Raw genomic sequence first — 12,449 nt, forward strand, 5'->3', positions numbered from 1 at the left:
AGGGGCGTTTCAGGCCACCTCAGGCCACCGAGGCGAGCGGCTGTCCGCTGCTGTCGTGGTGGATGGGCGTGTGGGCCCCGGTGAGCGGTACGCCGCTGCCGCCGCGCCGGACCGCGACGATCTCGGCGGCGATGGACAGGGCCGTCTCCTCCGGCGTACGGGCGCCGAGGTCGAGACCGATCGGCGAGTGCAGCCGGGCCAGTTCGCGGTCGCTGAGGCCGACCTCGCGCAGCCGGTCGTTGCGCTCCAGGTGGGTGCGGCGCGAGCCCATCGCGCCGACGTAGGCGACCGGGAGGCGCAGGGCGGCCTCCAGGAGCGGTACGTCGAACTTGGCGTCGTGGGTGAGGACGCAGAGCACGGTACGGGCGTCGGTGGTGGTGCCGGCGAGATAGCGGTGCGGCCAGTCGACGACGATCTCGTCGGCCTCGGGGAAGCGGGCCGCGGTGGCGAAAACGGGTCGGGCGTCGCAGACGGTGACCCGGTAGCCGAGGAACTTCCCGGCCCGCACGAGCGCGGCGGCGAAGTCGATGGCGCCGAACACGATCATGCGGGGCGGCGGCACGCTGGATTCGACCAGGAGCTCGATGGGCCGGCCGCAGCGCGAGCCCTCCGCGCCGATGGCGAGCGGCCCGGTGCGGCCCGCGTCGAGCAGGGCGCGGGTCTCGGCGGCGGCGGTCCGGTCGAGCGCCGGGTGGCCGCCGAGCCCGCCCTCGTAACTGCCGTCGGCGCGGACCAGGAGCGGGAGCCCGAGCAGTTCCTCGGGCCCGTCCGTGATCCGTGCCAGCGCGGCCGCCGACCCCTCCGCGGCGGCCGCGAGCGCTGCGGCGAACACCGGGCGGGCGGGGTCGTCCACCCGTACCGGTGTCACCAGGATGTCGATGACGCCGCCGCAGGTCAGGCCGACCGCGAAGGCGTCCTCGTCGCTGTAGCCGAACCGCTCTCGGACGGGGCGTCCGTCCTCCATGGCCTGTTGGCACAGCTCGTAGACGGCCCCCTCCACGCATCCGCCGGACACCGAGCCGATGGCCGTGCCGTCGCGGTCGACCGCGAGGGCGGCGCCGGGCTGCCGAGGCGCACTGCCGCCGACCGCCACCACGGTGGCGACGGCGAACTCGCGTCCCTGCGAGACCCACCGGTGCAGTTCTTCGGCGATGTCCAGCATGGCGTGTCTCCTTGGACTGAAGGGGAGGGGGCTCGGGTGCGTCAGTGGACGCCCAGCCAGCTCTCGATCGGGTTGAGGGCGAAGAAGACGATGAAGATCACTGTCAGCCCCCACATGAAGGCCCCGACCTCGCGGGCCCGGCCCTGGGCGAGCTTGATGGCGCTGTACGCGATGACACCCGCGGCGACACCGGTGGTGATGGTGTAGGTGAAGGGCATCAGGACCACGGTCAGGAAGACCGGGATGGCGACCGAGCGGTCGCCCCAGTCCACGTGCCGGGCGTTCTGCATCATCATCGCGCCGATGACGACGAGGGCGGCGGAGGCCACCTCGGTCGGCACGATCGCGGTGAGCGGGGTGAAGAAGAGGCAGGCGGCGAAGAAGAGGCCGGTGACGGCGGAGGCGAGCCCGGTCCGGGCTCCTTCGCCGACGCCGGTGGCCGATTCGACGAAGACCGTCTGGCCGGAGCCCGAGGCGACACCGCCGATGACACCGCCGGCGCCGTCGATGAACAGCGCCTTGGACAGGCCGGGCATGCGGCCCTTGTCGTCGGCGAGCTTGGCCTCGGTGCCGACGCCGATGATGGTGGCCATCGCGTCGAAGAAGCCGGCCAGCACCAGGGTGAAGACGATCATGCCGACCGTCATCACGCCGACGTCGCCCCAGCCGCCGAACTCGACGTTCCCGAAGAGCGAGAAGTCCGGGGTGGAGACCGCGCTGCCCTCCAGCTCCGGCGGGCCGCTGCTCCACGACTTGGGGTCGATGTCGACGATCGCGTTGATGACGATCGCGACCAGGGTCCCGACGACGATGCCGATGAGGATCGCGCCGGGGATGTTGCGCGCCTGGAGCATGAAGATGAGGAGCAGGGTCACGCTGAAGATCAGGACGGGCCAGCCGGCCAGTTCACCGGCCGGGCCGAGCGACACGGGGGTCGCGCCGGCGCCCTTGTGGACGAATCCGGCCTTGAAGAGTCCGATGAAGGCGATGAAGAGCCCGATGCCCATGGTGATGCCGTGCTTGAGCGCGAGCGGAATCGCGTTCATGATCATCTCGCGGAGGCCGGTGACCACCAGGAGACAGATCACCACACCGTAGATCACACACATGCCCATGGCCTGCGGCCAGGTCATGTTGGGCGCGACCTGCGAGGCGAGCACACCGGAGACGCTGAGTCCGGCGGCGAGCGCCAGGGGCACCTTGCCGACGAAGCCCATGAGGAGGGTCGTCGCGGCGGCCGCGAAGGCGGTGGCGGTGATCAGGCCGGGCTGGCTGAGGAGGTTGCCGTTGACGTCCTCCCCGCCCAGGATCAGCGGGTTGAGCAGGAGGATGTACGCCATGGCCATGAAGGTCGTGACGCCGCCGCGCACCTCGCGCGCGACCGAGGATCCTCGTTCGGATATGTGGAAGTACCGGTCGAGCCATGATCTTCCGGCGGGGACGCGCGAGCCGGGGCCCGCACCTTCCGGACTGGTCTTCGGTTCCACTGACTGCTGGGTCATGATGCCTGACTCCCAAGGTTCACAGGGGCACCCGCTTGGAGATTCCTGAATGCGGGATTTGGGATGACTGCGTCGGCTGCACGACCCGGGGACGGCCGGGACGGACTGTTGAAGCAGAACGGATGTGCCGGCGGCACGGATGATCCGTGAGGCGCGGCCGTGCTCTCGGGCACGGCGGTGAAGAACCGCGAGCGGTGCGGTACTTGGGCCTCCGGGCGGTGCGGGGTGCGGAAAAGTGTGACGTTCTCGGCTCTGCGCACCGCCCGGAGAGTTCGGGGGGGACCGCTCGGAGACTGCCGGGCGACGACCGGTGGGAGGTCACCCGGCGGGCTCTCAGGTGCCGGTGAGGTGTTCGGGCCGCACCGGCGTCCTGTCGAGCTCAAGACCCGTCGCGTTCCGGATCGCCGCGAGGACGGCCGGGGTGGACGACAGGGTGGGGGCCTCGCCGATGCCGCGCAGCCCGTACGGGGCGTGCTCGTCGGCGAGTTCGAGCACGTCGACCGGGATCGTCGGCGTGTCGAGGATGGTGGGGAGCAGGTAGTCCGTGAAGGAGGGGTTGCGCACCTTCGCGGTCTTCGGGTCGACGATGATCTCCTCCATCACCGCGACGCCCATGCCCTGGAGCGTGCCGCCCTGGATCTGGCCGAGCACGGAGAGCGGGTTGAGCGCCTTGCCGACGTCCTGGGCGCAGGCCAGTTCGATGACCTTGACCAGGCCGAGCTCGGTGTCGACCTCGACGACCGCGCGGTGGGCGGCGAACGAGTACTGGACGTGGCCGTTGCCCTGCCCGGTACGGAGGTCGAAGGCTTCGGTGGGCCGGTGGCGCCACTCCAGCTCGATGTCGATCGCCTCGTCCTCCAGTACGTCGGCCAGGTCCGCGAGGACCTCGCCGCCGTCGGTGACGACCTTGCCGCCCTCCAGGAGGAGTTCGGCGGTGGCCCAGGCCGGGTGGTAGGTGCCGAACTTGGTGCGGCCCAGCTCCAGGACCTTCTCCCGGACGGCTTCGCAGGAGTTCTTGACCGCGCCGCCGGTGACGTACGTCTGCCGGGAGGCGGAGGTGGATCCGGCGGAGCCGACGCGGGTGTCGGCGGGGTGGATGGTGACCTGGTTGACACCGAGTTCGGTACGGGCGATCTGGGCGTGCACGGTGACGCCGCCCTGACCGACCTCGGCCATCGCGGTGTGCACGGTCGCGACCGGCTCGCCGTTGATGACCTCCATCCGCACGCGGGCGGTGGAGTAGTCGTCGAAGCCCTCGGAGAAGCCGACGTTCTTCAGACCGACCGCGTAGCCGACACCGCGCACGACGCCTTCGCCGTGGGTGGTGTTGGAGAGCCCGCCGGGCAGGGCGCGCACGTCGACGGAGGTGCCGTCGCTGCCCGCCGTCAGCCATTCCTGCTCGGGCGGCAGCGGGCGGGCCTTGACCCGGCGCAGCAGCTCGGCGACCGGGGCCGGCGAGTCGCACGCCTGTCCGGTGGGCAGCAGGGTGCCCTGCTCCATGGCGTTGAGCTGCCGGAACTCCACCGGGTCCATGTCCAGCTTCGCGGCGAGCTTGTCCATCTGCGCCTCGTAGGCGAAGCACGCCTGGACCGCGCCGAAGCCGCGCATCGCGCCGCAGGGCGGGTTGTTGGAGTAGAGGGCGATCGCCTCGATGTCGACGTCCTCGATCCGGTACGGGCCGACCGAGAGCGAGGAGGCGTTGCCGACGACCGCCGGGGAGGCGGAGGCGTAGGCCCCGCCGTCCAGGACGATGCGGCACTTCATGTGCGTGAGCTTGCCGTCCTTGGTGGCGCCGTGCTCGTAGTGGAGCTTCGCCGGGTGCCGGTGGACGTGTCCGAAGAAGGACTCGAACCGGTTGTAGACGATCTTGACGGGCTTGCCGGTGCGGAGCGCCAGCAGGCAGGCGTGGATCTGCATCGAGATGTCCTCGCGGCCGCCGAAGGCCCCGCCGACGCCGGAGAGCGTCATGCGGACCTTGTCCTCGGGCAGACCGAGGACGGGGGCGATCTGGCCGAGGTCCGAGTGCAGCCACTGGGTGGCGACGTACAGCTCGACGCCGCCGTCCTCGGAGGGCACGGCGAGACCGGACTCGGGGCCGAGGAAGGCCTGGTCCTGCATGCCGAAGGTGTACTCGCCCGTGACGATGACGTCGGCGCGCTCGGCGGCCTTGTCGGCGTCGCCGCGGATGATCGGCTGCCGGTGCACGATGTTGGGGTGCGGGACGTGGCCGATGTGGTGGTCGTCGCGGTTCTCGTGCACGAGCACGGCGTCCGGGGCGGTCGCCGAGGCCTCGTCGGTGATGACGGGCAGCTCGCGGTACTCGATCTTGATCTTGGCGGCGGCGCGGCGGGCCGTCTCCGGGTGGTCGGCGGCCACGATGGCGACCGGTTCACCGTGGTGGCGGACCTTGCCGTGGGCGAGAACCGGCGTGTCCTGGATCTCCAGGCCGTAGTTCTTCATCTCGGCGGGCAGGTCGTCATACGTCATCACGGCGTAGACGCCGGAGGTGGCGAGCGCCTCGGAGGTGTCGATGGAGACGATCTCGGCGTGCGCGACGGTGGAGCGCAGCGTCTGCCCCCAGAGCATGTCCTCGTGCCACATGTCGGAGGAGTACGCGAACTCTCCGGTGACCTTGAGGGTGCCGTCGGGTCGGAGCGTGGACTCGCCGATGCCGCCCTTGGTGGGCGAACCCTGGGTGATCTTGGTCGGGGTGCCGGACGGTACGTTCTGGGCCTTCGGCATCGTGGCCGCGGGCCGCGTGCCGGCTTCGGGGCGCGTCGTCATGACTGGGCCGCCTCTCCCTGGCGGGCGGCCGCGAGGCGGACCGCGTCGAGGATCTTCTCGTAACCGGTGCAGCGGCACAGGTTGCCGGAGAGCGCCTCGCGGATGTCCTGGTCGGACGGCGAGGGGGTGTTCTCCAGCAGTTCGTCGGCGGCGACCAGCAGGCCGGGGGTGCAGAAGCCGCACTGGACGGCTCCGGCGTCGATGAACGCCTGCTGGATCGAGGAGAGCTCGACGGCCTCGCCGGTCTGGCCGTCGGCGGGCTTGGACTGCCAGCGCTTGGCGGCGTCCAGGGTGGTGCCGCAGGATCCGGCGGCGCAGCCGCCACCGGGGTGGGCGTCCTCGCGGTGCTTGGCGTAGTCGGCCAGGCCCTCGACGGTGACGACCTCGCGGCCCTCGACCTGACCGGCGGCGACCAGGCAGGAACAGACCGGGACACCGTCCAGGCGGACCGTGCAGGAACCGCACTCGCCCTGCTCGCAGGCGTTCTTGGAGCCGGGCAGGCCCATGCGCTCGCGCAGGACGTACAGGAGGGACTCGCCCTCCCACACGTCGTCGGCTTCCTGCTGACGGCCGTTGACCGTGAAATTGACTCGCATGGTTACGCAGCTCCTTCCAGCGTGCGGCCCGCGCCGCGGTACTGCTCCCAGGTCCAGCCGAGCGTGCGGCGGGCCATGATGCCGACCGCGTGCCTGCGGTACTTCGCCGTGCCGCGTACGTCGTCGATCGGGTTGCAGGCGCCGGACGCGAGGGCGGCGAACTGCTTGGCGATCGCGGGAGTGATGATCTTGCCGTTCTCCCAGAACCCGCCCTCGTCGAGCGCGGCGTTCAGGAACTCCTCGGCCTCCTTGGCCCGGATGGGCGTCGGGGCTGCGGAGCCGATGCCGGTGCGCACGGTGCGGGTCTCGGGGTGCAGCGCGATTCCGAACGCGCAGACGGCGATGACCATGGCGTTACGGGTGCCGACCTTGGAGTACTGCTGCGGCCCGTCGGCCTTCCTGATGTGCACGGCGCGGATCAGCTCGTCCGGCTCCAGGGCGTTGCGCTTGACCCCTGTGTAGAAAGCGTCGATGGGAATCAGCCGCGTGCCACGTACGGATTCGGCCTCGACCTCGCAGTCGGCCGCGAGCAGGGCCGGGTGCGCGTCACCGGCCGGCGAGGCGGTGCCGAGGTTGCCGCCGACGCCGCCGCGGTTGCGGATCTGCGGGGAGGCGACGGTGTGCGAGGCGAGCGCCAGACCGGGCAGCTCGGTGCGCAGGTGTTCCATGATGCTGCTGTACGGCACGGAGGCGCCGAGCCGCACGCTCTCCTGGCCCACCTCCCACTCGGACAGCTCACCGATGCGGTTCAGGTCCAGGAGGTACTCGGGCCGCCGGTGGTCGAAGTTGATCTCGACCATCACATCGGTGCCGCCCGCGATGGGCACAGCCGTGGGGTGCTCGGCCTTGGCGGCGAGCGCCTCCTCCCAGCTGGCGGGGCGAAGGAAGTCCATGAGTGGCTCTCTTCTCAATCGGGTCGTTCGCCGGGGCCGGGGACGGCCTGCCTCGACTGGCTCGTTCATGTGGTGTTCACGTGGTGTGTGGCCCAGTACACAAGCCCAGCCCCTGCCGGTGCAGTCACCGAAACACTGAAGGAGTTGGCTGGTGTCCGTCCTCGTCTTGTAGATTCGAACGAATGGCGGGGATCAGTAACCTCACCGCAATTCACAGATACCCGCTCACCCCACTGCTGTCCCCCTCACGACCTCCTTCCCTCTCCCCTTTCACCTGCTCCCTCTACGGAAAGATCGGCGGCGACGAGATGCGGCTGCGCGCACTGCTGGAGACCGACGCGCTGGGCCTGCGGCTGCTCGGCGGCGAGGACGAGCTGGACCGCACGGTCCGGGGCGTCATGACGACCGACCTGCGCGACCCCAGCCGCTATCTCTCCGGCGGTGAACTGGTGCTCACGGGCCTCGCCTGGCGCCGGGACGCGGCGGACTCCGAGCCGTTCGTCCGGATCCTGGCGGGCGCCGGGGTGGCCGGTCTCGCGGCCGGCGAGGCGGAGCTCGGCGACATCCCCGCCGATCTGGTCGAGGCGTGCCTCCACCACCGCCTCCCCCTCTTCGCCGTGCACGAGACCGTGGCCTTCGCAACGATCACCGAGCACGTCGTGCGCCAGGTCTCCGGCGAGCGGGCGGGCGATCTGGCCGCCGTGGTGGACCGACACCGCCGGCTGATGACCTCGGGCCCGGCGGGCGGCGGCCCCGAGGTGGTCCTGGACCTCCTCACCTCCGACCTGGACCTGCGGGCCTGGGTCCTCTCCCCCACCGGCCGCCAGATCGCCGGGGCGGGCGCCCCGCTGCCCGGTCCGCTGGGAGCGGCGCTGGCCGGGCACCACCTGGGCGCGACCCGCACCGGCCGCCGGGGTCCGTACCGGGCGGCGGTCGCCGGCACGACGTATTCGCTCTTCCCGATCCGGAACACCGGCCGGGGCGCGGTGCCGGCCGCCCGCGACGTCCGGGAGTCGGTGCTCTCCGACTGGCTGCTGGCGGTCGAGGCGGACGCCTCGGACTGGCCCGCCGCCCGGCTCGACCTGCTCCAGGGCGTCACCCAGCTGATCGCGGTCGAGCGCGACCGCCGCGACGCGGCCCGCACGGTACGCCGCAGGCTCGCCCAGGAGGTCCTGGAGCTGGTCCAGGCGGGCGCCGCGCCCGCCGAGATCGCGGCCAGGCTGCGGGTGGCCGCACCGGTCCTGCTGCCCGGCCTCGGCGTGGCCCCGCAGTGGCAGGTCGTGGTGGCCCGGGTCGACTGGAGCGCCTCGGGCCAGGGGACCGCCGCGGGCGACATCGCGAGCGGTCCGGTGGCCCAGGCGCTGCTGGAGGAGATCCTCGTCGACCCGGCGGTCAGCGGGCCCGACTCCGCCGACCGGATCGCCGTCGCCCACACGGGCGAGGAGGCCATCGCCCTGGTGCCGCTGCCCACGGTCGTCACCGTGCCGGCGGAGTCCGGTGAGGGCGGGGAGGGCGATGCGGCGCGGGCGGACGGCGAGGACGCCGACGCGCTGGCCGGGGAGCCCGGGCTGCACGCCGACGCGCTGCTCGCTTCCGTACGCGAACCGCTCTCGGCGGGACTCGCCGACGACGGCCGGCTGACACTCGGTGTCAGCGCGGCCGTGCATTCCGCCGAAGGGCTGCGCGGGGCGCTGGAGGAGGCCCGGCACGCCCGCCGGGTGGCCGCGGCCCGTCCGGGGCGGGTCTGCGCGGCCGGTCACCACGAACTGGCCTCGCACGTGCTGCTGCTGCCGTTCGTCCCCGACGATGTGCGGCGCGCCTTCACCGCCCGGCTGCTGGATCCGCTGCGCGACTACGACCGGCGCCACCGGGCGGAGCTGATCGAGACGCTGGAGGCGTTCCTGGACTGCGACGGGTCCTGGACCCGCTGCGCGGCCCGGCTGCACCTGCACGTCAACACACTGCGCTATCGCGTCGGACGAATCGAGCAGTTGACGGGGCGTGACCTTTCGCGCCTGGAGGACAAGCTCGACTTCTTCCTCGCCCTGCGTATGAGCTGATCTTCCGGCCGCGCACGGGGGCCGGCGGGACGCCGTCGCACTCCGACCGATTGTGAAATCTTTCACCTGACATTGTCCGGACCCCTTGGCCCGGCGTGCCATTCCATGCTGTGATGCGCCGTACCCAACAGCACAATGGCGCGCTCGGGGAGGGCAATGTGGCGCATACCGCCATGTCTGGTTCCGGAACGACAGCAGATGACGATCCGCCGCTCCAGACCGCGGTATGGCGGCTGCGGTCACGCGCCTGCTGGACGGACGCGGCAGCACTGCTGGAGCACCACGCGCACACCGATCCGGCGGCGGCGCTCCAGCGCACCGCCCTGCTGACCGAGCGCTGTCTCTACACCGGGCAGGGCTGGACCGACGCCGAGGACGCCCTGCGCACGGCGGAGGCCATCGCCCGCGGCGACGACGAGCGCGGCGCGGCCGCCTCCGAGCGGGGCCATCTGGCGTACGCCTCGACCCTCCTGGCGGTACGGGACCGGTCCGACGAGGCGAGCGTGGCGCTGAGCCGGTCGGCCGCGCTGCTGGCCCCCGCGTCCCCGGCCCGGCCGCTGCTGGACTTCCGGCGCGGGCTGATCGCCCAGAACATCGCGGAGTCGCCGGATTCGGCGCGCGCCGCGTTCCGCCGGGCACACGCCGGTGCGGCTGCCCGGGGCGACGAACTGCTGCTCTCGTCCACCTGGCGGCATCTGGCCGCGCTGGCGCTGCGCGAGGGCGAACTGGCCGAGGCCCGGCACGGCTTCGCGGAGTCGCTGCGGATCCGGGAGGAGCTGGGGTTCCTGGTCGGTACGGCCCCGGCCCTGATCTCCCTCGCGGAGGCGGCGGAGGAACCGGAGGCGGCCCGGCTGCGCGCCGAGGCCGGCCGGCTGTTCCGGCTGCTGGGCGGTGTGCCCACCTGGCTGGCCCCGTACCTGGGCCCTCCGGCGCCGCGCACCGCGCAGACGAGCTGAGCCAGGGGCGCGGGGACGGCTGACCGGTGCGCCGCGGCCCCGGTCAGCCGCCGGTCCGGTCGTCGACCGGGTCCCCCGGCTTCCACCGCGCGTCGGTCCAGTCCGGCTTCGGGACCGGGCGCGACGGAGCGGGCGGCGGGTTCGGGCCCCGGTTGGGGTTCTGCGGTACGACGGTGGCCCCGGAGCCCGAGCCGCCGCCGTCCCGGCGCGGCGGGATCACCGGTGTCTTCGGCGGTACGGGCCTGCTGGTGCGCGGCACGGGCAGGGGCGCCTCGGGCGTGGAACGGGGCGGCGTGGTGGGCGGAGCGGTCGTCGCGGGGGCGGTGGTGGGGCTCGGCGAGGCGCTGGGACTCGGGTTCGCGCTCTCCTCCGCGCCGCCGCCGGGCGTCGGCGTGGCGGAGGCGCTCGTGGCGGACGGCGTCGGGGCCCTGGGCGTACGGTCGTCCGCCCCGTCCGAGCAGCCCGCGAGCCCCGTGACCAGAGCGGCCGCCGCCATGGCCGCCGCCACCGGGCCCCGCGGTCGTCTTCGTGCCTTCGCCGTACCCGCCATGTCCCGCCCCTGCTTCCTGTGCGCCTCGTACGTCCTCTGGGCACCACGGGGAAACGATCATGTCCGCGCGGTGCGGGCACACCCTATCCGGCTGGGCGGAGGCCCTCAGCGGTCCGTCCGGGTCAGCCGTCGGCGCCGGTGAAGTGCTCGCGTACCAGCGACTGGACGACTTTCAGGTCCTGGGCGATGAGGGCGTCGAGCAGGGCGGTGTGCTCGGAGGCGTCCGCCAGCAGGTCGGCCCGGCGGGTGGCCGGGTTGGAGACCAGCGGCCACTGGGAGCGCCGGTGCAGTTCCTCGGCGACGCTCACGAGCTGCTCGTTGCCCGACAGGGTGAGAACCGCGCGGTGGAAGGCCCGGTCCGACTCGGCGTAGGCGGCCCGGTCGCCCACGGCCGCCGCCGTGACCGTGGCCTCCGCGAGCGGGCGCAGGACGCTCCAGCGGTGCGCCGGGACCGTACGCGCCAGGCTCAGCATCACCGGTACCTCGATCAGCGCTCGCACCTCGGCCAGCTCGGCCAGCTCGCGGGGGCCGCGCTCGCTGACCCGGAAGCCGCGGTTCGGCACGACCTCGACGGCGCCCTCGACCGCCAGCCGCTGCATGGCCTCGCGCACCGGCGTGGCGGAGACCCCGAAGCGGGCGCCGAGGGCGGGGGCGGAATACACCTGGCCGGGCACCAGCTCACCGTCGACGAGGGCGGCGCGCAGGGCGTCCAGGATCTGGCCGCGTACGGAGTGGCGCTGGACGGCACGCGGCGCGGGGGGCTCACTGTGGGTGTGCTCGCCCCGGGCCTGCTCGGACCGGGACTGCTCCGTCCGGGACTGCTCCGTCCGGGACTGTTCCGGCACCCGGCCCTCCGGAATCCGTCGCTCCGCCGGGGTGTGCGGGAACGCTCCGGGGACGTACGCCGGACGTGCGCCCTCACGCGCGCTGCCCTGCTCCACCCGGACCTCCTCCACCTGCTGCGGGCCGACTCGCGTACGCCGTACCTCCTGTGCACGATAGATGCAGGAGGCTGCAGTTCAAACATCGACGGGGTCGGGTAAGGTAAGCCTTACCTGCAAACGATCCCGATTCGGTGGTCCCCTGCATGACCCTCTCCCCGCCGTTCACCGGCACCGCGACGTCCCCCGTGACCGCCGCGTACGCCCGTCTGACCGAGGTGTTCCCCGGTCTGCGGGCCGACGTGCTCGACGGCGACGCCGTCGCCCCGTCCGGCGCGGGCTGGGTCGGCGCGGCGGAGCTGGCCGCCGGCGGCTCCGCCGTGGACACCTTCCTGGCCTGGGACAACGCCCAGGTGCTGCGCGACTACGGCCGGGAGGCGCGGCCGGACGTGGTGGCCAGCTTCGGTCTGCACCGGTATGCCTGGCCCGCCTGTCTGCTGGTGACGATGCCCTGGTTCCTGCAGCGCCGGGTGCCCCGGATCCCGGTCGAGGACGTGGCCTTCCAACGGGCGCTCGGGCACCTGACCGTGCGGGTCCGGGAATTCGCCTGCCTGCCGGACGACCCGGCGGCCTCGCTGCCCGGGGCCCGGGTGGTCGCGGACGAGGCGGCGCTGCGGGCCGAGGTCCTGGCCTCCCTGACCGAGCACCTCGCTCCGGTGCTGGAGGGCTTCGGACCGCGCATGCGGCGCGGCAAGCGCGCCCTGTGGGGGATGGCGACGGACGAGATCGTCGAGGGCCTCTGGTACATCGCGCATCTGCTGGGCGAGGAGCGCCGGGCGATGGCCGAGCTGGAGCTACTGCTCCCCGGCACCACCAAGCCGTACGCCGGCGGCGCCGGCTTCCGTGAGCTGGCCGGGCCCGACGGCCGGTCGCTGCCGACCCGGGACCGGGCGAGCTGCTGCCTCTTCTACACCCTGCGCCCCGAGGACACCTGTGTGACCTGCCCGCGTACCTGTGACGCGGACCGGGTGCGGAAGCTCGCGGCAGCTTCCTGATCCACACCAC

Annotated in this window: 10 protein-coding genes; 3 read left to right on the forward strand and 7 right to left on the reverse strand. The window is 72.6% G+C overall.

The genetic code is table 11. The features are described 5' to 3' along the window. Positions 1 to 19 precede the first annotated feature (19 nt). The 5 genes from AC0VY3_RS23335 to AC0VY3_RS23355 form a co-directional block, all read right to left on the reverse strand. Positions 20 to 1,162, reverse strand: coding sequence for an XdhC family protein (locus AC0VY3_RS23335; RefSeq protein ID WP_103511233.1), 1,143 nt, complete (start codon positions 1,160 to 1,162; stop codon positions 20 to 22). 41 nt (positions 1,163 to 1,203) lie between these two features. Then, the gene (locus AC0VY3_RS23340; RefSeq protein WP_475550507.1) at positions 1,204 to 2,664 is read right to left on the reverse strand and encodes an NCS2 family permease; all 1,461 of its coding nucleotides are present in this window, start codon (positions 2,662 to 2,664) and stop codon (positions 1,204 to 1,206) included. 333 nt (positions 2,665 to 2,997) lie between these two features. After that, positions 2,998 to 5,448 (reverse strand): xanthine dehydrogenase family protein molybdopterin-binding subunit, encoded by a 2,451-nt coding sequence (locus AC0VY3_RS23345; RefSeq protein ID WP_103511234.1) that lies wholly within the window; start codon positions 5,446 to 5,448, stop codon positions 2,998 to 3,000. Next, positions 5,445 to 6,044 carry a (2Fe-2S)-binding protein gene (locus AC0VY3_RS23350; RefSeq protein WP_475550508.1) on the reverse strand — a complete coding sequence of 200 codons (600 nt, stop codon included), beginning with the start codon at positions 6,042 to 6,044 and terminating at the stop codon, positions 5,445 to 5,447. The genes AC0VY3_RS23345 and AC0VY3_RS23350 overlap by 4 nt, the downstream gene beginning before the upstream one ends. A 2-nt stretch (positions 6,045 to 6,046) precedes the next feature. Next, positions 6,047 to 6,937, reverse strand: a complete 891-nt coding sequence (locus AC0VY3_RS23355; protein ID WP_103511236.1) for an FAD binding domain-containing protein — start codon at positions 6,935 to 6,937, stop codon at positions 6,047 to 6,049. A 308-nt stretch (positions 6,938 to 7,245) separates the two neighbouring features. Between AC0VY3_RS23355 and AC0VY3_RS23360 the strand changes: the two genes are divergently transcribed. Together AC0VY3_RS23360 and AC0VY3_RS23365 are read left to right on the forward strand one after the other, a co-directional pair. Next, positions 7,246 to 8,997 carry a PucR family transcriptional regulator ligand-binding domain-containing protein gene (locus AC0VY3_RS23360; protein ID WP_103511237.1) on the forward strand — a complete coding sequence of 584 codons (1,752 nt, stop codon included), beginning with the start codon at positions 7,246 to 7,248 and terminating at the stop codon, positions 8,995 to 8,997. A 173-nt stretch (positions 8,998 to 9,170) separates the two neighbouring features. Beyond that, positions 9,171 to 9,953 (forward strand): hypothetical protein, encoded by a 783-nt coding sequence (locus AC0VY3_RS23365; protein WP_475550509.1) that lies wholly within the window; start codon positions 9,171 to 9,173, stop codon positions 9,951 to 9,953. Positions 9,954 to 9,996: 43 nt separating this feature from the next. On the opposite strand, the gene AC0VY3_RS23370 is transcribed toward AC0VY3_RS23365, so the two are convergent. Both AC0VY3_RS23370 and AC0VY3_RS23375 read right to left on the reverse strand, forming a co-directional pair. Further along, the gene (locus AC0VY3_RS23370) at positions 9,997 to 10,503 is read right to left on the reverse strand and encodes a hypothetical protein (RefSeq protein ID WP_242742943.1); all 507 of its coding nucleotides are present in this window, start codon (positions 10,501 to 10,503) and stop codon (positions 9,997 to 9,999) included. 122 nt (positions 10,504 to 10,625) lie between these two features. Next, entirely contained in the window at positions 10,626 to 11,444 is an 819-nt protein-coding gene (locus tag AC0VY3_RS23375) for a GntR family transcriptional regulator (RefSeq protein WP_475550510.1), read from the reverse strand. A gap of 146 nt (positions 11,445 to 11,590) precedes the next feature. Here AC0VY3_RS23375 and AC0VY3_RS23380 point away from each other — a divergent pair, with 146 nt between their 5' ends. Next, complete coding sequence (locus AC0VY3_RS23380; protein WP_475550511.1) at positions 11,591 to 12,439, forward strand: (2Fe-2S)-binding protein; 849 nt, start codon at positions 11,591 to 11,593, stop codon at positions 12,437 to 12,439. The last annotated feature ends 10 nt before the right edge of the window (positions 12,440 to 12,449 follow it).

It is taken from the genome of Streptomyces sp. iso_384 (assembly GCF_056172905.1).

Bases quoted from the DNA above. Each gene is read 5' to 3' on its own strand.
- AC0VY3_RS23380 (WP_475550511.1), top strand. From the start codon at position 11,591: ATGACCCTCTCCCCGCCGTTCACCGGCACCGCGACGTCCCCCGTGACC.
- AC0VY3_RS23355 (WP_103511236.1), bottom strand. From the start codon at position 6,937: ATGGACTTCCTTCGCCCCGCCAGCTGGGAGGAGGCGCTCGCCGCCAAG.
- AC0VY3_RS23360 (WP_103511237.1), top strand. From the start codon at position 7,246: ATGCGGCTGCGCGCACTGCTGGAGACCGACGCGCTGGGCCTGCGGCTG.
- AC0VY3_RS23345 (WP_103511234.1), bottom strand. From the start codon at position 5,448: ATGACGACGCGCCCCGAAGCCGGCACGCGGCCCGCGGCCACGATGCCG.
- AC0VY3_RS23365 (WP_475550509.1), top strand. From the start codon at position 9,171: ATGTCTGGTTCCGGAACGACAGCAGATGACGATCCGCCGCTCCAGACC.
- AC0VY3_RS23335 (WP_103511233.1), bottom strand. From the start codon at position 1,162: ATGCTGGACATCGCCGAAGAACTGCACCGGTGGGTCTCGCAGGGACGC.
- AC0VY3_RS23350 (WP_475550508.1), bottom strand. From the start codon at position 6,044: ATGCGAGTCAATTTCACGGTCAACGGCCGTCAGCAGGAAGCCGACGAC.
- AC0VY3_RS23370 (WP_242742943.1), bottom strand. From the start codon at position 10,503: ATGGCGGGTACGGCGAAGGCACGAAGACGACCGCGGGGCCCGGTGGCG.
- AC0VY3_RS23340 (WP_475550507.1), bottom strand. From the start codon at position 2,664: ATGACCCAGCAGTCAGTGGAACCGAAGACCAGTCCGGAAGGTGCGGGC.